Origin of the sequence: Natronoflexus pectinivorans (assembly GCF_004345615.1) — a bacterium.
Lineage (GTDB): Bacteria > Bacteroidota > Bacteroidia > Bacteroidales > Marinilabiliaceae > Natronoflexus > Natronoflexus pectinivorans.
In genome coordinates, this window is sequence record NZ_SLWK01000001.1 from 27,541 (window position 1) to 47,639 (window position 20,099).

The following is a 20,099-nucleotide window of genomic DNA, read 5'->3' on the forward strand; positions in this document are numbered from 1 at the left end:
CTACGTGGCTTTTAAACTTAAATCGAGACTACTGATTTGGTGCGTCAACGCTCCAACAGAGACAAAGTCCACTCCTGTTTCAGCATAATCCCGTATGGTGTCAAGTGTTATGTTTCCGGAAGATTCAATTTCATAAGCCCCATCAATGATGGCAACAGCTTCCTTTGTATCTTCTACAGTAAAATTATCCAGCATGATTCGATCAACACCTCCTACCCTTAAAACCTCTTTCAGCTCATCGAAATTTCTTACTTCAACTTCAATTTTAAGCTCTTTGTTGTGTTCTTTTAAGTAGGATTTTGTTCGGGTAATGGCATTTTCAATACCACCAGCAAAATCAATATGATTATCCTTGAGCATGATCATATCATACAACCCGATGCGATGATTGGTTCCACCTCCTATCAAAACGGCCTGCTTTTCAAGCAGTCTCATGCCCGGTGTGGTTTTGCGGGTATCCAAAACTTTTGTATTAAGACCCTTCAAACGCCTTACATATTGATTGGTTTTTGTTGCAACACCGCTCAATCGTTGCATGATGTTAAGAACCAACCTTTCTGCCTTAAGCAGCGTATGAACGCTTGCTTCAACCTCAAACACCTTGTCCCCCGGGCGCACAACTGTACCATCCTTAATGAAAACATCGATTTTCGAAGCCGGTTCTACATATTTAAAGATGGTCTCCGCAATTTCAACACCCGCGATGATGCCTGCCTCTTTAGCTAAAAGGACTGCTTTACCTTTTGCATTTTGTGGAATACAGGCCAATGAAGAGTGGTCTCCATCTCCGATATCCTCTTGTAGTGCTGATTTTATGAAATTTTTTAACCAATCGTTAGTCATCCTGCCGCTCTACTCTAATTTGGTGAATTAATGTTTTATCGCCTGCTCTTTTGGTCAGAAACAATATTCTGAATTGCCCAGTGTTAAAATGATATCTGCCAATGGCGAATGTTGCATTCTCTCTAACTCCTTGGTGTATCACCTGAAAGGATACGGGAGGATGCGAGTCAAAAAAATCTTTAACTAAAAAACGAGCCTGCTCACGACTATAAACGCCGGACTGACCCGGCAATACCAGTTCAATCCTGTCGTTGAAGTATTGTGAAAGTTGACCAGAATCACCATTTCTGGTGGCCACAACTATTTCATCCTGCAATTTGCCCTCTGTTTGTCCATGTATCAAAACTGAGACTGAGCAAAACAGAAAAGTAAAAAGAATCAATTTTTTAAGTTTCATAATGAGTATTTTTTAGGAGTTAAGTTCATGATTTATTCGAATATAGAATTCATCCTTCTGTCACTATTGCATCATTTGGTTTTGCTTTCAAAAAAGCAAAACACCCATCTTCAAACAAGTGGCGATCAGAATACATCTATCTAACTATCAATGTCTACAATAAGCTCACGAACCAATTCCGCCACTCAAATCTACAAAAACCAAACCATATATTTGGAAACCGTGTTCAAAATTCGTTTTTTGGCACATTAAATCGTTATACGTAATGAAAACAAATTTGGTTATGGTTGGACGCACCTCCGACCCCTGGTTGAACACCGGTATTTCCGATTACTATAAAAGAATCTCAAGGTACATCCCCTTTCAGGACATTGTTATTCCCGACATAAAAAAGGCTAAAAATTTATCAGAGAATCTTCTGAAAGAGAAAGAAGGAGAGTTGATTCTTAAGAACATTTTACCGGGCGATGTTCTTGTTTTATTGGATGAGAAAGGACGTGAATTCACATCCCGGCAATTTGCACAATGGATGGAGAAACAAATGGCTTCAGGAATTAAAAACCTATGGTTTGTTATTGGCGGCGCATATGGATTCTCACCAGAAGTGTATAAAAGAGCTGATTTCAAAATCAGTTTGTCGCAAATGACCTTTTCCCACCAAATGGTTCGTCTTTTTTTTGCAGAGCAGCTTTATCGCTCACTAACAATACTCAACAACGAGCCCTATCATCACGATTAATGATGATTGAGTGTTTTTTTAAGATATATATTCACTATTTTGCACAATAATTGTAAATAGAGAGACAAAAAACAGGCATGTACAAGAATTACCCAAAATTCCTTCCTCAAATATTGCTATTTCTATTCTTTCTAATTTTGGGAGAAGGATTAAGGTATCTGTCTGAACTGCGGCCTGAAAGACCATTCGCTTCTCAGCGGATAGAAAAAACAGTGAATTCTATCCGCCAAAAAATGTCTGATCAGTTGGATCAGATACCAATTGAATCCTATACCACGCACGAAGAGTTATGGCGGGGACTTGATTCTCTTCAAAAAAGAGATTTTGATTACCTGATTTTTCAGGGCCATGAGTTGGTTGCCTGGAACAACCACATACTTCCTGTTGAAGGTATAAACCCTCAGTATTTCAGGAATCCATTGGTAAGATTAGATAATGGCTGGTATTTAACATCGTATCGTCAACACGGTTCTATACTCGCCGTTGGCTTTACCCTCTTTAAACAGGAATATCCTTACGAAAACCAGTTTTTGAGAAATGGATTTTCAACAAAATTTGACCTCGAACCTACTGTTCTCATCTCACGTGAACAATCATCTACTCATGTTGGCATTCATGATTCAAACGGGGAGTTTCTGTTCAGCCTCATCCCCAATGGTGCCGAAAAGGATCAATCTGCCATTATGCAAATGAGCAGAATCTCATTTTTAATTTCTATTCTGTTTCTTTGGCTTTTAGTACACAGAATCCAGTTCCGGTTTTCAAACACTGGTGCGACAAACAGATTATTTTTTCTGGCTTCAGGACTATTTGCACTGGTATACTATCTCGTTATATGGCAAAAGAATGCCATCATACCGGACAATTCTGCACTTTTTTCGCCCAGGTATTTTGCCATGTCGGAGTTTCTTCCGTCACTGGGTCATTTTTTATTATATTCCATTCTGATATTCTCGGTTTCGTTCTGGTTTTTTAAGTTTTTCAGGCTACCGGATAATATTGGATACGGAAAAAGAAGACACTTAAAAACCTATGTCGCATTGGGGTTATTCCTGGCAATAAGCGCCCTATTCATTATATATATCAACCAGTTGTTTTATTTGCTTGCTAAACATTCTGCAGGATCTCTAATTATTACTAAGGTTATTGATTTCGATCTGGTTGCATTTACCAAAATGCTCATTGTGGCGCTACTGTTGCTCTCTTTTCTTATGGTTTTAGAGCGCATCGTAGTGATGTTTCTGTTGCATCTCACGCGCTGGCAAATATTCACCGGTTTCTTTATTACGTTTTTCCTGCTCTGCTTGATTTTTAGAGGCATTGGAATTGGTGCCAGTGACTGGGCATTTCTTCTGTTTTTCGCTTGCAGCAGTCTGCTGATTTTTTCAAAACGCCGGCCTCACCTTACACATTCATATTCAACCTTTTTATGGTTTGCAGGATTGTTTGCCATTTATGCCGGGGTAGTTCTTATGGATTTATCCATTCGCAAAGAGGAATCAGGCAGGGAACTACTCATTGAAAACCTAGCCTTTCAACTAATGCGTGATGAAGACCCGGTGGCCGAAATGTATCTTTCTGAAATTGAAAAACAAATCTCCTCTGATGCCACCCTCTCACGAATACTTGATCAACCCGAACCTGATCCGGAGGCTATACGGAATCATCTTGTGAAGTTCTACTTTTACGGATTCTGGAATCGCTATGACATGCAAATCATTCCATGCTGGCCGCAGGGAGATTTATATATTGAAGAGACAGGCGAAATTTATAACTGCTACCAATATTTCTTCCACATGCTGGATCAGTATGCATACACCATTCCAGGAAGCAACCATTTTCATTATCTTGATAACGTGAATGGACGAGTTTCCTATTTTGGTGTTTTCCGTTTTTTTCCAAACGATCCGAATCGGGAAATATCACTATTTATAGAACTTCATTCCAAAGCCAATTTTGAAGGGTTGGGATACCCCGAACTACTGATAAGCGAACGCGAATACGGAAGATTAAGAATTTTCAGGGACTACAGTTATGCAAAATATCTCAACGGCAGGCTGGTAAGACGTTCCGGAGACTACTTGTTTAAAAATGAATTATCCTGGCTACCACTTGCTACAGGAACAAAGGTATTTATGAAGGAGAGCGACCACTCTCATTTGCTTTATCAGCATTCCGACCAAATGGCCGTTATGTTAAGTCGTCAGGATTTCCCCATTTGGGATGTATTCATGGCCTTCTCCATATTCTTTATCTTCTTCTTTCTCACAGGTGCACTCATTATATTAATCATGCAATGGCGCTCCGCCGGATTCTCATTCAGAATATCCATTCAGAAAAGAATACAGGTAGCATTTGTGATGCTTTTATTGTTGATGCTTGTAATCGTTGCCATTGGAACGGTGTACTACACCGTTCAGCAGTTCGAGAGAAAACATCTCGAACTTTTAGAGAGCAAAATACAATCCATCCTGCTGGAACTGGAATACAAAGTTGGTTTGGAAGGCCCCGAAACCACAAATCCCGGTGAGTATCTTAATTATCAACTCCAAATGATATCCAACGTATTTCATGCAGACATCAATTTATACGGAGTTGATGGTAAATTGACAGGAACATCCAGACCGGAATTGTTCCACAATGGGTTGGCAGGTCACCAGATGAATCCAAACGCATATTTCAACCTGGCATATACTGATGCCGTAAGGTATTTGGCCGAAGAACGTATTGGCAACCTCAATTACATCTCGTTTTATGTGCCGGTGATAACTGCTGACAACAGACTTGCAGGATTCGTAAACCTACCTTATTTTGTGGGCAACAATGAATTACGCGACGAAATTTCTTCAGTTATTGTTACCGTGATTAACTTCTACCTAGTTTTCTCATTTTTGGTAGTTGGATTTGCAGTATTCCTGGCCCGACAAATCACCAGGCCTTTGTTGTTGTTGCAGGAAAGGATATCCAGCTTAAAACTAGATCACCTGAACGAAAAAATTGATTATAAGGGTGAAGATGAAATCGGAAGTCTGGTGAAAGAGTATAATCGCATGGTTGACGAACTGGCCATTAGTGCGGAAAAGCTGGCCAAATCGGAACGCGATTTGGCCTGGAGAGAGATGGCCAAACAGATAGCTCATGAAATCAAAAATCCTCTGACTCCAATGAAATTAAGCATTCAGTATCTTCAACGAGCCTGGAACGATCAAGTTGAGGATTTTGATAGCTACATGAAAAAAGTTACTCAAACGCTAATCGAGCAGATCAATAATCTCTCATCCATTGCGTCGGAGTTTTCAAAATTTGCTCAAATGCCCTCGGCAAAAACTGAGATTGTAAACCTGATTGAAAAGATTGAAAACAGCAGAACCCTGTTTGCCAACTCCACAAAAATCCCCATCGAATTTATCAATCTGGCAGGCGACCCGGTATATGTAAAAGCCGATGGAGAGCAACTTTTGGGGGTGTTTAACAACCTCATCAAAAATGCAATACAGGCCATCCCTTCAAGCAAACTGGGTAAAATTGAAATCATTGTAACCAATGAAGGTCATGGCGTGAGAGTTGCCATTAAGGATAATGGGAAAGGGATTCCGGATGAAATCACAGACAAACTCTTTGTCCCAAGTTTCACTACAAAAACCGGAGGGATGGGTCTTGGTTTAGCCATAGCACGCAGAATCATTGAAAATGCAGGTGGCCACATCTGGTTCGAAACAGAGATTAATAAAGGTTCAGTATTTTATGTGCAACTGCCTTACAAGGAAGAATCTTCACTCTCGGGATTCTCATCTGAGGTATAAATGACTGAAGTTTGAGCCCAATAATCGGCCAACCTGCTGCCCTTGGTAAAAAAATACCAGATATCAACCAGATTTAATCCCGGAATAAGAAGAACCAGTCCTCGGATGACAGACTTTTCGGGATGACGAACCAGACTCCTGTTGTCAGGACGCGTAATGACCTTTATGCGCATTAAATGCTTCCCGAAACTCTGACCTTTTAAAAAAGGCAGTGAATCCTTGGTCAGATGATAAATAATTCCGATCATCCAACCAACACGGGGAAAGAAAAACAGTCCTGTTACTATTACGATGTCTATTACTGCAGCTATAATGCGCTCCATATGAGGCGCATTTAAAACCGCATCGGGTTGTCCGCTTGTTGCCATGGTTCTATAATTCTTAAATTGCAATGATACAAAAAGCAGCCATACAATTTATGAAATATCTTCCATTTTTATCAACCCGTTTATAATGGCATAAACAGTAAGACCAGACACACTCTTGATGTCCAATTTCCGGGTAATGTTTTTTCGATGAGAGATAACCGTATGTGTACTGATATGGAGTTGTGTGGCAATCTCTTTATTGGTGCGCCCGAGAGCCACATTTTTCAGAATCAGCTTTTCTCGTGGTGTCAGTTCTTCTGATTCTTCAGGTTCTTTTACTTTTCCTGCACCCTTTATATATGGGGCAAGCTTTCGTGTGATAGAAATTTTTGAATCAAAAACAGAAAACTGATTTTCTGGAGATTCATATGGCAAAGCCGTTCCAATAACATATATCACGCGGGATGAATCACCCAACAATCCTTTTACCTTTTCATCTGCAATCAGCGATGCAAGAGAAGTGTTAATGATTAATATATCCGGCATGAAATGTTCCAGCACCTCTTCAACCCCAAGATGTGAGCCCAGAATCTCTATCTTAGCAATTTCAGGAAACTGTTTTAGTATATGGATGATTCCTTTTCTTACAAGGTATGATTGTTCAACTATTAATATTTTTACCATTACCTATTGATTGATTTAATAATAGTCGATCATTAAAAAAACGATGGTCGTTGTTTTAATTCAGCCTCCATTTGACGAACTTTGGGAATTAACACATTCTCCTCTAATATGGTATGATCTTTCAAATCCTTGCCTAATCGATAAAACTCAAGAAGTAGGTTTGTAAAATGGCAATTATCGGATGGAGGCGACATATACTTTAATAAAATACTCTGCATATCAAAAATCTTCTCCTCCAAATCGCTGTGATGATCAAGATATTTGTCAATTGAGTACTCTGAATATTTGTTGCGAAACTGCTCCGAAGTCATTTCCCCATTTATGGCTTTTTCCAGATCAAGAACGTAAGGAAAAGTGACCTGCTCTTCATCGTCAAGGTGTTCGGAAAACTCCTTGATGTATTCTTTGAAGAACCGAATCATTAACGCAGCCGTTTGGTCGGGTATTTCGGTCATAGACTCCAACTGCTCTATCTCCTTTTCAATTCTCGGAATCTGGTAATTGATATAGCACTGATGAGTATTATGCAAATAGGTTACCAACCAATGAGGAGGATGATCAATCAGTTGTTGCTGAGGAAAGTTTTCCCTCTCGTTAAACCATTGTGCCAGTTGCAGAAAAAAATCAACATTTATATTACTCTCCCTGCATACTGTTTCAATGGATTTGTCCTTAAAACCAAAAGGGATTTGAAGTCGCTGAATAACGGCAAGTATTTCAAAATTGAATTGCACCAGATCAGCCATCTTCATTTTTGCATGAATCCTCATAGCAATAGATCGTTAGATTATTAGATATTAGATACAAGTATGTTTCTTATTATCAACTGATTGAGCAATACTATAGCGATTTCATAAACGTTTGACAATTAGTTAAATAGAAGAAATTAATAAACTATTGATTTTTTAGAGCCTGTCTAAATTTATCCCCGTATTGTGGGATAAGATTTTAGACCGATAAACAAGACAAGATAGCATGCCAATTGTCTATAACAATCATTTTAAATATTCTATCAGTCTAATCCCGAATGTCTCGGGATAATGATCTATAATCTAAAAAAAATCTTCAAACTAAATTCAATCTGTTACTTTTATCACTCCACAAAAACTAAGCAGTTCACAGAGCCGCTTATTTAGAATCAGTAAAAATAGTGTTTTGTTACCAAAACACAAAATCAGAATCTGCAATTCCTTCATTAATCCTCAATGAGGTAGCGAAGCGTTTTCATGAAAAGTTCAGGTTGATCGGCATGCAACCAATGTCCGGCATCAGGGATGGTAACCATTTGGGTTCCCGGGAAAAACCGATTAAAAACCAGGGTATCCTCATCTGCCACATAAGGAGATTGCTCACCCCTGATTAAAAAAACCGGGAAACTACCCCCTGAATTGACGGACTGAATGTTTGAAAAGCCATCCATTATTTCAGGCATCTCTTCTTTTAACACAGGCAAGTTCAATTGCCACGAATATCCTCCTGTTTTATTGCGTTTCACATTCTTAAGCAAAAACTGTCTCAGTTTTTTTGAAGGCAAATCATTTGACAACGCCCGATCCATCTCTCCCCTATTCGACATTTTGTCGATGGATATCTGAATAAGTGAATCCAAAATTTTGAGGTGATTGGTAGTAGTTTGCGCAAAATTTGAAAAGGTTCCGTAATCCTTGGGAGCTATGTCCAACACCACCAGTTTGCTAACTATTTCAGGATTTTTTAGAGCCAATCGCATAACTGTTTTCCCGCCCATGGAGTGACCAACCAGAATCACCTTTTCATTGGTTTTGCTGCGGATAAGTTCCAGCAAGTCATTGGCCATTGCTTCATAGGTATGGATTTTATTATGTGGACTTTGACCATGATTACGCTGATCAGGAATAATGATCCGGTAATCATTTTCAAACTGCCGTGCCACTGTCAACCAATTATCTGACTCTCCATAAAGTCCATGCACAATCACCATAACCGGCCCCTTGGCACCCAATTCTCTTGCAAACAGCTCCATGTTAGTTCTTTTTCAAAAGCGCCTTATAACTTGCAATGGTTCTCTCAAGCCCCATGTACAAGGCATCGGCAATAAGCGCATGGCCAATTGAAACCTCTTTTAAAAAGGGGATGCATTCATTGAAATATTTAAGGTTTTCGAGGTTGAGATCATGACCGGCATTTACTTTCATTCCAAGTTTATTAGCCAGGTTCGCCGCTACTACAAAAGGCGCTACAGCTTTTTCCCGATCTTTGGCATAACCTGTTGCATAAGGTTCGGTATAAAGCTCAACCCTGTCGGTATCAGTTTCAACAGCTTTGGCAATCATCTCTTCTACCGGATCAATAAAGATAGAAGTTCTGATGCCACTTTCCTTAAATTCGGAAATAACTTCCTGCAGAAACGAGAAATGAGCGATGGTGTCCCAACCTGAACTTGACGTGATGGCTTCCGGAGGATCGGGCACCAGGGTAACCTGGTGCGGTTTAACGCTCTTAACAAGATCTATAAACTCCCGGGAGGGATATCCTTCAATATTAAACTCCGTTTTAATCACAGGCCGGATATTGTGGACATCCTTCCTGGTAATGTGACGTTCATCCGGGCGCGGATGAACAGTAACGCCATCGGCTCCAAACAACTGCACATCCACTGCTGCTTTAACAACATCAGGAATAAATCCTCCGCGTGAATTGCGTAATGTAGCTATTTTATTTATGTTTACACTAAGTTTAGTCATTTTCGGTATTTAATTTGTAGCAACTTTTGTTTAAATTGAAGCCAAAAGTTATTTATCTTTTTTATTTAACAACAGAACTATTTTCTGCATAAAAAGGTTTAACTTTAAATATAAGCTTGCAGAGCACAAAGTTATAAAGTATTTCGTTATTACTGATTTTTATGCTGGCAAAAGATCTCATATCTGACATAATCCCTGCATTAAAAACCTCTGACACAGGTTTGGATGCACTTAACTGGATGGAAGCCTTTAAGGTTTCTCATCTACCCATTGTTAATAACAAAGTGTTCCTGGGGCTAGTTTCAGACACCGACATTTATGAACTGAACACTGCCGGAGAACCGCTGGGAAATCACCGGTTATCATTGATGAAACCTTACATCTTCGCTCATCAACACATATATGATGTGATTGAGATAGCCTCCAGATTGAAACTGAGCATTGTTCCTGTTTTAACCATTGAACAGGAATATACCGGTGTGATTACGCAATACGATTTAATGCAACAGTTTAGTGAATTAATAGCAGCGCACACCCCCGGCGGAATCATACAAATTGAGATTGCACCGCGCGACTATGCTCTCTCCGAACTGGCCAGAATAGTAGAAGACTCTGACAGCAAAATACTAAGTTTATATGTAACACAAGAGCCGCTATCCGGTCAGTTGTTCATTACCATAAAACTAAATCGAACCGATTTACAACCTGTAATTAATGGTTTTGAAAGATACGGTTATAAAATAAGAGCCGAATATGGCTCCGAAAGTCATATGGATGAAACAGCCAAACGAAATTACGAATCGTTGATTCGTTATTTGAGCGTATAGGTCAGGTTTTGATATTCTTGGTGGGATGGGATGGAAATGTGCAGATATATATTTTGGGCTAATCATAGCTATTTTCCTTTACTCAATACCGGCATCAGCCGGAATTGAGGTTCAATCTTCATATGATGAATACCGCCAGGTAAGCAGCATTTACATTTCCGGAAATCACAGCACCCGTGAAATAACCATTTTAACTGAGTTGCCGTTTGAAACCGGCAACCTCATCAAAGAAAAAGATATTCTTGCTCTTGCCAGGCGCGCAGAACAAAACCTGCTGAATACATCCCTTTTTAACTTTGTTGAGATAGATGTGATTTACCCCGACAGAAGAACCGTAAGCTTTCATATTGATGTTGAAGAGAGATGGTACATATGGGCTTTCCCGGTATTTGAACAGGAAGGACGCAACTTCAGTGATTTTCTTCGAATAAACGATGGCTCCCATTTCAATTATGGCGTTTACCTCAAACACGACAATTTCAGAGGGAGAAACGAGACTCTTAAACTGAGAATGGTAACCGGATATCGCTCCCAGGTACTTTTTGAGTTTAAAAAACCCGGATTTAACCAGCAATCCGGTTGGGGCTTTAGCGCAGGATGGCTCTCGTATGACCAAACGGCCTATAACACCATGTACGACAAGCAAGTATTTATAAAAACCTCAGGGTCCAGACTTTTAAGACAATCAACATTTGAGTTCAATTACTTCTACAGACATCAACTTGACCATCACCACCAAATCACCGTCACCTATGAAAATTTAAATGCTGCAGATACTTTGCGAAAAATTAATCCCGATTTTTTGCCATCAAACTCCAACAACAATCAATCCATCGATGCCGAATATAAATATAAGTACGACAGGAGAGATTCAAAAATCTATCCGTTACGGGGAAATAAATATCAATTCTCGTTTGCCAGACGGGGATTCAGCGTCGACAATGGCTATGAAGGTTTTTTTCAGACAACCGCCACAGCATCATTCCAATACCCGTTGACCAATCGAATATTTGCCGGAAGTAAAACACATTTGTCTGCCATCGATAAAGATCAGGTTCCTTATGTTTTCAGAACAGGTCTTGGTTACAGAGAGTATCTGAATGGTTTTGAATACCGGGTAATAGATGGAGCATCTTATGGTTATGTTCAAAACAGATTATTGTATGAGATCATTCCCAGAACAGAGAGAAACATCAACTGGATACCTGTTTCTCAGTTTTCGAGAGTTCACTATGCATTATACTTCAGACTTCACTTTGATGCAGGTTACGTTCTTAATGATAGAGCCATAAGCTATAATCAAATGGCAAACAGTTTACTAATGGGTTATGGATTTGGGTTTGATATGGTAACTTTTTATGATAAAATTTTGAGTCTGAATTATTCTTTTAATAATTTTGGCGAACATGGGATTTTTGTACATTTTAACCTATCCATGTAAGCAAACCTGAAAAAAATGAAAATAGCTATTTATGGCAAACAATTTGGAAAATTGTTTTATGAACGATGCACCAGTCTGTTCAATCACTTGGCTGAACAAAAAATTGACTTCTGTATATACGCTCCATTCTACAATTTCCTGACCCAAACAGCCGGCATTCATCCTAAAACCGACAAACTGTTCAACAATCATCATGATCTGCCGGAATCAGATCTAATGTTCAGCATTGGAGGAGACGGCACTTTTTTGGATGCTGTGACCATGATTCGCAACAAAAAAATCCCTATGGCAGGGATTAACAGTGGCCGATTAGGGTTTCTGGCAGACATTTCGATGGAGGAGTTGCCAAAAGCACTAGATGATATTTTAAACAAACGCTTCAGGGTAAAACAACTGGATTTGCTAAAACTTGTTACAGAAATCCCTGAATTTGGTGAATTCAGATGTGCTTTAAACGAATTAGCCATCCAAAAAAGAGATGGATCATCAATGATAACCATCCATACCTATTTAAACGATGAATTTTTAAACTCCTATTGGGCAGATGGCCTTATTGTGGCCACTCCCACAGGCTCCACTGCATATTCATTAAGCGTTGGTGGCCCTATATTGCATCCCTCGTCTCAGGATTTCGTGATAACCCCAATTGCTCCTCATAATTTAACGGTGCGACCACTTGTGGTGCCAAATGATGTAGAGTTAAAATTAAAAGTTGAAGGACGCGGAGGCACCTACCTGGCATCACTCGACTCAAGAAGCTGTATTTTAGATGAAGAGACTGAATTGATCATAAGAAAAGCCGGTTTTTCAGTTTCAGTAATTGAACCCGAAGGACATACATTTTACTCTACGTTGCGCTCCAAGCTAATGTGGGGAGCCGATAAAAGAAACTGACTTCATTATAGATGTTTCCCCAATGGCAATAAGAGCAATAAATCAAACCTGTTATCGTTTTTATTATTTATAAAAACGGACTTAATAATCAAGGTAATCTTCATAACTCTATCAATGCAAAAACCAGAATCGTATAACAGTCTATACAAACACCTGAAATCAGGCTTATTTTTGGCATTTCTATTCATTGGTTTTTTATCAGCTCCGGTAGAAGCACAAACAAAAATAGAAGGAGGTCCGTTTCTTGGAATTTCCTGGTATAACGGAGATCTGAATCCTGACAGAATGTTTTACAACATCCATCCTTCCATAGGAGGTATTATAAGATATAATGTTAACGACCGAATTGCATTCAGAGGCGGATTGCAACTGGCCGGTCTCAGCGGCTCTTACCCCGAGTTTAATGACGTACATTTGCGCGAATATGATTCTGCCCCATACTCTTTCAAAAGAAATGTGATAGATTTATCTACGCTTTTGGAAATTAATTTTTTCTCATTTGACCATCCACACCGGCCTGAAACCATCTTTACTCCTTATGTTGCTTTAGGTGTGGCATCTACTTTTTACACAAGATATGAAGAAGTAGATGATAATCACTCTGAAAAACCGACTTTTGTATTATCTTTGCCGTTCGGTGCAGGAGTAAAATGGAAAGTTACCGATTGGTTCAAACTTGGAGCAGAATGGACTTTCCGTAAAACTTTCACCGATGATTTAGATGTAGTTGGAACCGATTTTCCTGTCAACCCGGGTGACCCGTTTGGCTTTGGAAGATCGAATTGGACGCATAATAATGACTGGTATTCCATTGTTGGTGTATATGCTACCTTCAATATATTTACCAGAGATGCAAAATGTTATGATGGTTTCCACAACAGAGGAAGAAGATAGTATGCTTTTAAAAGAACAATTGAACCGGGAAAAATTACCACGCCATGTAGCCATTATCATGGACGGCAATGGGCGTTGGGCAAAAAAAAGAGGTAACGTGAGGGTCTTTGGCCATCAAAATGGAGTAAAAGCTGTACGGGAAGTCACAGAAGCCGCAGCAGAACTGGGCATTGAATTTCTAACTCTTTATGCTTTCTCAACAGAGAATTGGACCCGACCGAAGAATGAAGTTGATGCACTGATGTCACTTTTGGTTTCCACCATTGCATCGGAAACCAAAACCCTGATGAAAAACAACGTAAAATTAAAATCCATAGGCTGTAAAAAAAGTTTGCCCGGAAATGTTATTGACAAACTCAATTCCTGCATCGAAAAAACGTCGAACAATACAGGGTTGACTTTGGTTTTAGCGCTGAGTTACAGCTCCAGATGGGAAATAATTCAGGGCATTAAGCAGTTGGCCGAAGATGTTAAAAACAATAAAATTAATTCAGACGAAATAAACGATCATTTGTTTAGCCAATATTTGGAAACGAAAAACATGCCTGATCCTGAGCTTCTTATAAGAACCAGCGGAGAATTAAGAATAAGTAATTTCCTGCTTTGGCAGATTGCTTATTCAGAATTATACTTTTCTGATGTATTATGGCCTGATTTTCGCAAGGAACATTTCCATGAAGCACTTTTAAATTATCAACAAAGAGAAAGACGTTTCGGAAAAACAAGTGATCAGTTAATACTTAAATAAACAATGATGTTGCAACGTTTCAGTACAATTCTTTTCCTTTTTATCATTTCAATTTTAACGCTTAACGGACAAACGTCCACCCCTGAAATATCTTATTCAGGTACTCCCAGAAGCTACACAATTGCCGGAATCGAAGTTGTCGGTGATCTCAACAATGATCCGCAAATTCTTGCGAATTTATCAGGATTAAGAGTTGGTCAACAGATCACAGTTCCCGGAGATGATATTACCAATGCCATCAAAAAGTATTGGGACTACGGACTTTTTTCCGATGTAAAAATTTCTGCAGCCAAAATAGAAGGTCGCCAAATTTGGCTGGAAATTTACCTTCAGGAACGACCACGATTATCTGAAATTAACTATACAGGACTGCGCCGCTCAGAAATTGACGCGGTAAACGACAGAGTCGCCATGATGCGAGGCAGCCAGGTTACTCCATACCTTATTGACAGAGCACAGCGATTCATTAGGAGTCATTTTGTTGAAAGAGGATTCTACAATACGGAAGTCTCGATTGTGCAACGTGACGATACAGCCAGAGTAAACCATGTTATACTGGATGTACACGTAGATAAAAAAGAGAGAGTAAAAGTTAACAGTCTGACTTTTGAAGGAAACGAAGAGTTTACTGATAACCGTTTGAACCGAATTATGAAGAAGACCAATCAACGACGTCGACTTCGTAACTTTTTCAGGACCAAACGTTTTGTTGAAGAAAACTACAGAAACGACCTGCGCGCCATTATAGAAAAATACAATGAAAGAGGTTATCGCGATGCATACATCATAGAAGAATCAGTTACAAGAGCTGACGATAATACAGTTGACATAAATATAAAAATTGAGGAAGGTGACCAATATTACTTTGGAAATATAACCTGGATCGGTAATACCATTTATCCAGGTGAGTATCTTGGCCATGTATTAAGAATCCAAAAAGGGGATATTTTTAATCAGACAAGACTTGATGAAAGACTATTTATAGACGACGATGCGGTTCATAATCTCTATATGAATAACGGATACCTTTTCAGCCGAATCATCCCGGTGGATGTGCGCATTGAAAATGATACCGTTGATTTGGAGATGAGAATTTTTGAAGGAGATCAGGCAACAATTAACAACGTCATTATTCGGGGGAACACCAAAACTCACGAACATGTTGTTCGCAGGGAATTAAGAACCAAACCAGGTGAGTTGTTCAACAAAGCGCTCCTGATACGTACAGTCCGGGAATTAGCCCAATTAGGCCATTTCGACCCGGAAAAAATTCGACCTGTTCCATTGCCTGATCCCGATAAAGGAACGGTTGATCTGGAATATAACCTGGAAGAAAAAGCAAACGACCAGATAGAGCTTTCCGGGGGTTGGGGAGCAGGAATGTTTGTAGGTTCATTGGGATTACGATTCACAAACTTCTCGGTAAGAAACTTTTTTAACGGTGAAGCATGGCGACCACTTCCAACAGGTGATGGGCAAACTTTATCACTCAGAGCACAAACAAACGGCCGATATTACCAGGCATATAGCGTCAGTTTTATGGAACCATGGTTGGGTGGTAGTAAGCCAAACTCACTGAGTGTTTCCTTACACAGATCAATACAAACAGGTGTAAGCAGTAGGTATGGCAGTATGTTCAATATGTATGGAATGCGACAGGATCCTTTTGCCTTAAGAGGAGACGACTCCCGACATTTCAAAACTTTTGGAATGTCAGTGGGATTAGGAAGAAGGCTCACCTGGCCCGATGACTACTTTGTATTATATAATGAATTAAGCTATCAGCATTACGATATGAAAAGGTGGCATTTTCTTATGTCAAACGGTCGTGCCAATAATATAAAATTTAGAACAGTCCTATCACGTCGCTCAATTGATAACCCACTTTATACCAGATCGGGATCTGACTTTAGTTTAGGGCTTGAATTTACCCCACCGTATTCCTGGTTTAGTGATAAAGACTATTCAACCGTAACCAATCAACAAGAATTATATCGCTTCATTGAGTACCATAAGTGGAGTTTTAAAGGAAGTATGTTTAAAACTCTGGATAATGCAAACAAATTGGTTATTATGCCGCGTATAGAAGCTGGTTTTCTCGGGTATTACAATAAACATCGACGCTCACCTTTAGAGCAGTACACTATGGGTGGCGACGGTATGGCTATGAATTTCAGCTACTACGGCAGCGAAAACGTCGGTTTGAGAGGATATGAAAACAACTCTTTAACAGCTTTTAGTATAATTCCCGATGAAACACAGTCTTCTGGCTTCCGACAAGTGGCAAACGCAAACATATATAACAAGATGACTCTGGAAATGAGATATCCTTTAACCCTTCAGCCATCGGCCACGGTTTACGGATTAGTTTTTGCTGAGGCCGGAAACTCATGGGCAGAGTTTAGTGATTACAACCCGTTTCAACTATACAGGTCGGCAGGTGTTGGACTGAGAATCTTCCTTCCAATGTTCGGTCTGTTGGGAATTGACTGGGGTTATGGTTTCGATCAAAACCCATATAATCCCAATGCAAACGGCAGTAACTTCCATTTCGTAATGGGACAGAATTTTTAATATTAAAAAATGGTTTAGTTTTTGTATTACCTGTAAATAATTGCATTAGCTTTAAACCAAGAACGATAAAATTTTTGTCATATGAAGAAGACAATTTTAATTTTGCTGGCAATAATAGGTTTGCAAACCACAACCTATGCACAACGATATGCCTTTGTTGATACTGACTACGTATTACGAAACATTCCGGCCTTTCAGGCAGCTCAGGAACAATTAAACCAATTGTCTACCCGCTGGCAGGCCGAGATAGAAGAAATTTATCAGGAAGTTGCACGTATGTATCAGAACTATCAAACAGAAAGTGTATTTTTATCTGCCGAAATGCGAACAAGCAGAGAAGAGGCCATAATAGCAAAAGAAAGAGAAGCTAAAATGCTTCAGCATAAATATTTTGGGGCTGAAGGAGAAATGGCTAAACGACAGGAGACATTGATACAACCGATTCAAGAGCAAGTATCAAATGCCATACGTGAAATAGCAAGAGAAGAAGATCTGGCCGCAGTATTTGATAAAGCCAACGGAGTATTATATCTTGATCCGAGACACGACAGAAGCGACCAGGTGCTACAAAGACTTGGCCATAGAAGATAAACATAAACCAGATATCAATGAGATTAATTAGAAACAGCGGGCTGATTATTATTGCCTTATTAATGTCCTTTGGAGTTTCGGCACAATCCCCGAAATTCGGACATGTCAGCGTTGCCGACATTATTCTTCAAATGCCTGAATACCAACAAATAGGCAAAACCATGGAAGATGAAACCTCTGTGCTGGAAAGACAATTCACATCCATGAGAGAAGAACTCAACCGTATTGAAATTGAGTATGAAACCAATTTTGACACTTACACTCCAGCTCAACGAACAGCTAAGGAGGAAGAGTATGCTCAGCTTCAACAAAGGGTTCAGGAGTTTTTTACCAATTCTCAGCAAACCCTACAAAGAAGACAGGAAGAATTGCAAATACCTGTTCTCAATAAACTATTCTCTGCCATAGAAGAGGTAGGAAATGAACATGGCTTTTTGTACATCTTCGAGATAAATTCAGGCTTAACTCTTTTTGAGTCGCCAACCAGCGTGGATGTAACCCCGCTTGTAAAACAAAAATTAGGAATTCAGAATTAATGTTGAATAATAATAATGCATCGTAATATGAAACTTTTAAAACTTTCTGTTGTAATCACTCTGTTGTTGATTACTCCTTTGATATCCTCAGCCCAGGAATTGAAGTTTGGACACATCGATATGCAGGAACTAATCATGCATATGCCTGAAAAGCAGGAAGCAGACAGGCGACTCCAACAAGAGGCACAAACTCTTCAGAACAGAATGCGTGTAATGAGCGAGGAGCACGAACGCAAATTCCGTGAATATTTAGCCGAACGCGAAAACATGCCTGAACTCATCAGAGCCACCATGGAAAAAGAGATACAGGAAATTGAACAACGACTACAGAACTTCCAGTCCATGGCACAACAAACGCTTTCCAGAAAAGAGCAGGAATTATATCAGCCCATCCTGGAAAAACTACAAAGAGCCATTGATGCTGTAGGAGAAGAGAATGGATTCATCTACATTTTCGATGTTAGCTCACAGGTGGTGCTGTTTCACTCTGACGACAGTGTTGACTGTGCCCCGCTTGTGAAAGCAAAACTTGGAATTAATTAACGAGGTAAGATATTTTTACTTATTTTAGAGGAGGTTTTTCCTGAATATTTATTGCAAACGTAGTTCGTTTGCAATAAATGTTTAAAGGGAAGCCTCCTTTTTCATTATATCAAAGATATTTCCAGAACATGCATCAACCGGGGCCTATTGCAGTATTTGATTCGGGATATGGAGGACTTACCATCCTTAATGATCTTTTATCCTCTTTTCCTGAATATGACTTTACCTATTTGGGCGACAATGCCAGATCGCCCTATGGAGGCCGATCTTTTGATGTGGTGTATCGTTATACTTTGCAAGCTGTAAAATCGCTTTTCGCAATGGGTTCTCCACTTGTAATTCTCGCCTGCAATACCGCATCGGCAAAAGCGCTAAGAACCATTCAACAAATTGATTTGCCTCACATTGATGCTTCCAGAAGGGTATTAGGAGTTATCCGTCCAAGTGCGGAAAAAATCGGAGAACTAACACAATCAGGATGTGTGGGTGTTTTAGGTACCACTGGCACCGTGCTTTCAGAATCATACCCACTGGAAATAAAAAAATTGTTTCCTCATATCAGGGTAGAACAGGAGGCATGTCCAATGTGGGTTCCATTGGTTGAAAACAATGAGCACCTGTCGGAAGGAGCGCACTTCTTTGTAAAAAAGAATATTGAGAATCTGTTTAAAAAAGCCCCTGAAACGGACACCATAATACTTGGATGCACCCATTATCCTCTGCTCAAACCAGTTATTAAAAAACACGTTCCCGCAGGTGTAAGAATTATTTCGCAGGGGCCAATTGTTGCCGAAAGTCTGAAAGACTATTTTGCACGCCATCCTGAAATGGAGTCAAGAATTTCAAGGAACAATCGTTGCCTATTTTACACCACTGAACATCCCAACAAATTTTCACAAACCGCCTCGATATTTATGGACAGGGAGATAACAGCAATAAGGTTGGAGTACTAATAGAATCAGTTTCCACCATCCTCAGAATACCATCCTGCATACATCAGGTAATTGTTGGCAATTTTATGAATCATATCTTTGGATTGCCCAGGTTCAATCTCTTTAACTTTTTTAGCAGGTACGCCTGCATAAACGCTGTTAGGTTCCACAATGGTTCCGGTGAGCACCAAAGAATTAGCAGCTATGATTGAATTTGAGCCAATCACTGCATGATCCAGAATTGTCGCCCCTATACCTATAAGAACATTGTCCTCAATTTTTGCTCCGTGAATGGTCACATTGTGTCCTACTGAAACATTATCACCAATCTCAACCACCGATTTTTGATATAAAGTATGCAATACAGTGCCATCCTGAATATTTACCCGATTACCGATTCTAATGGAGTTAACATCGCCTCGTAAAACAGCATTATACCAGATGCTGCACTCATCTCCAATGACAACGTCTCCTATGATGGTGGCGTTTTCCGCCAGGAAAACGTCTTTACCTATTTTGGGTGTAAATCCTCTGACTTCTCTTACTAATGCCATGACTTGATTATTTAATTTCCAGACAAAGATAACTAATTATACTCTGCAACCTGCCAACTGGATTTTCT

At 39.6% G+C, this 20,099-nt stretch carries 20 protein-coding genes; 12 read left to right on the forward strand and 8 right to left on the reverse strand.

The genetic code is table 11. The features are described from left to right. Together nadC and EV194_RS00110 are read right to left on the reverse strand one after the other, a co-directional pair. Positions 1–843 (reverse strand): carboxylating nicotinate-nucleotide diphosphorylase, encoded by an 843-nt coding sequence (nadC, locus tag EV194_RS00105; RefSeq protein WP_132430868.1) that lies wholly within the window; start codon positions 841–843, stop codon positions 1–3. Continuing rightward, positions 836–1,240, reverse strand: a complete 405-nt coding sequence (locus EV194_RS00110) for a DUF4783 domain-containing protein (RefSeq protein ID WP_132430870.1) — start codon at positions 1,238–1,240, stop codon at positions 836–838. The genes nadC and EV194_RS00110 overlap by 8 nt, the downstream gene beginning before the upstream one ends. Positions 1,241–1,505: 265 nt before the next feature. Here EV194_RS00110 and rlmH point away from each other — a divergent pair, with 265 nt between their 5' ends. Together rlmH and EV194_RS00120 are read left to right on the forward strand one after the other, a co-directional pair. Next, the gene (gene rlmH / locus EV194_RS00115) at positions 1,506–1,979 is read left to right on the forward strand and encodes a 23S rRNA (pseudouridine(1915)-N(3))-methyltransferase RlmH (protein ID WP_132430872.1); all 474 of its coding nucleotides are present in this window, start codon (positions 1,506–1,508) and stop codon (positions 1,977–1,979) included. 77 nt (positions 1,980–2,056) lie between these two features. Continuing rightward, positions 2,057–5,782 (forward strand): sensor histidine kinase, encoded by a 3,726-nt coding sequence (locus EV194_RS00120; protein ID WP_243699277.1) that lies wholly within the window; start codon positions 2,057–2,059, stop codon positions 5,780–5,782. Here the strand turns inward: EV194_RS00120 and EV194_RS00125 are convergent. The 5 genes from EV194_RS00125 to EV194_RS00145 form a co-directional block, all read right to left on the reverse strand. Continuing rightward, positions 5,737–6,150 (reverse strand): RDD family protein, encoded by a 414-nt coding sequence (locus EV194_RS00125; RefSeq protein ID WP_132430874.1) that lies wholly within the window; start codon positions 6,148–6,150, stop codon positions 5,737–5,739. The genes EV194_RS00120 and EV194_RS00125 overlap by 46 nt on opposite strands. A 48-nt stretch (positions 6,151–6,198) precedes the next feature. Further along, on the reverse strand, positions 6,199–6,774 hold the full coding sequence (locus tag EV194_RS00130; RefSeq protein WP_132430876.1) for a response regulator transcription factor: 576 nt from the start codon (positions 6,772–6,774) through the stop codon (positions 6,199–6,201). 32 nt (positions 6,775–6,806) lie between these two features. After that, positions 6,807–7,544, reverse strand: coding sequence for a hemerythrin domain-containing protein (locus EV194_RS00135; protein ID WP_243699278.1), 738 nt, complete (start codon positions 7,542–7,544; stop codon positions 6,807–6,809). Positions 7,545–7,969: 425 nt separating this feature from the next. Next, the gene (locus EV194_RS00140; RefSeq protein WP_132430878.1) at positions 7,970–8,776 is read right to left on the reverse strand and encodes an alpha/beta fold hydrolase; all 807 of its coding nucleotides are present in this window, start codon (positions 8,774–8,776) and stop codon (positions 7,970–7,972) included. A gap of 1 nt (position 8,777) precedes the next feature. Beyond that, the gene (locus EV194_RS00145) at positions 8,778–9,497 is read right to left on the reverse strand and encodes a pyridoxine 5'-phosphate synthase (protein ID WP_132430880.1); all 720 of its coding nucleotides are present in this window, start codon (positions 9,495–9,497) and stop codon (positions 8,778–8,780) included. Positions 9,498–9,658: 161 nt separating this feature from the next. On the opposite strand from EV194_RS00145, the gene EV194_RS00150 reads away from it, so the two are divergent. The 10 genes from EV194_RS00150 to murI all read left to right on the forward strand — a co-directional run bounded on the left by EV194_RS00150 (position 9,659) and on the right by murI (position 19,498). After that, positions 9,659–10,324 (forward strand): CBS domain-containing protein, encoded by a 666-nt coding sequence (locus EV194_RS00150; protein ID WP_132430882.1) that lies wholly within the window; start codon positions 9,659–9,661, stop codon positions 10,322–10,324. A gap of 25 nt (positions 10,325–10,349) precedes the next feature. Beyond that, complete coding sequence (locus EV194_RS00155) at positions 10,350–11,765, forward strand: POTRA domain-containing protein (protein ID WP_132430884.1); 1,416 nt, start codon at positions 10,350–10,352, stop codon at positions 11,763–11,765. Positions 11,766–11,780: 15 nt separating this feature from the next. Next, entirely contained in the window at positions 11,781–12,659 is an 879-nt protein-coding gene (locus EV194_RS00160; protein ID WP_132430886.1) for an NAD kinase, read from the forward strand. Between the two features lie 114 nt (positions 12,660–12,773). Beyond that, complete coding sequence (porG, locus tag EV194_RS00165) at positions 12,774–13,553, forward strand: type IX secretion system protein PorG (RefSeq protein WP_132430888.1); 780 nt, start codon at positions 12,774–12,776, stop codon at positions 13,551–13,553. After that, positions 13,522–14,301 carry an isoprenyl transferase gene (locus EV194_RS00170; protein WP_243699279.1) on the forward strand — a complete coding sequence of 260 codons (780 nt, stop codon included), beginning with the start codon at positions 13,522–13,524 and terminating at the stop codon, positions 14,299–14,301. The genes porG and EV194_RS00170 overlap by 32 nt, the downstream gene beginning before the upstream one ends. Before the next feature lie 6 nt (positions 14,302–14,307). Next, on the forward strand, positions 14,308–16,875 hold the full coding sequence (gene bamA / locus EV194_RS00175) for an outer membrane protein assembly factor BamA (RefSeq protein ID WP_243699280.1): 2,568 nt from the start codon (positions 14,308–14,310) through the stop codon (positions 16,873–16,875). An 81-nt stretch (positions 16,876–16,956) separates the two neighbouring features. Continuing rightward, positions 16,957–17,466, forward strand: a complete 510-nt coding sequence (locus EV194_RS00180) for an OmpH family outer membrane protein (RefSeq protein WP_132430892.1) — start codon at positions 16,957–16,959, stop codon at positions 17,464–17,466. A 17-nt stretch (positions 17,467–17,483) separates the two neighbouring features. Continuing rightward, the gene (locus tag EV194_RS00185; RefSeq protein ID WP_132430894.1) at positions 17,484–18,002 is read left to right on the forward strand and encodes an OmpH family outer membrane protein; all 519 of its coding nucleotides are present in this window, start codon (positions 17,484–17,486) and stop codon (positions 18,000–18,002) included. A gap of 27 nt (positions 18,003–18,029) precedes the next feature. Beyond that, complete coding sequence (locus EV194_RS00190; protein ID WP_079558828.1) at positions 18,030–18,545, forward strand: OmpH family outer membrane protein; 516 nt, start codon at positions 18,030–18,032, stop codon at positions 18,543–18,545. Positions 18,546–18,622: 77 nt separating this feature from the next. Next, a complete protein-coding gene (gene murI / locus EV194_RS00195) occupies positions 18,623–19,498 on the forward strand; it encodes a glutamate racemase (protein WP_243699281.1) in 876 nt (291 codons plus the stop codon). A gap of 5 nt (positions 19,499–19,503) precedes the next feature. On the opposite strand, the gene EV194_RS00200 is transcribed toward murI, so the two are convergent. Beyond that, positions 19,504–20,031 carry a gamma carbonic anhydrase family protein gene (locus EV194_RS00200; RefSeq protein WP_132430896.1) on the reverse strand — a complete coding sequence of 176 codons (528 nt, stop codon included), beginning with the start codon at positions 20,029–20,031 and terminating at the stop codon, positions 19,504–19,506. Positions 20,032–20,099 lie beyond the last annotated feature (68 nt).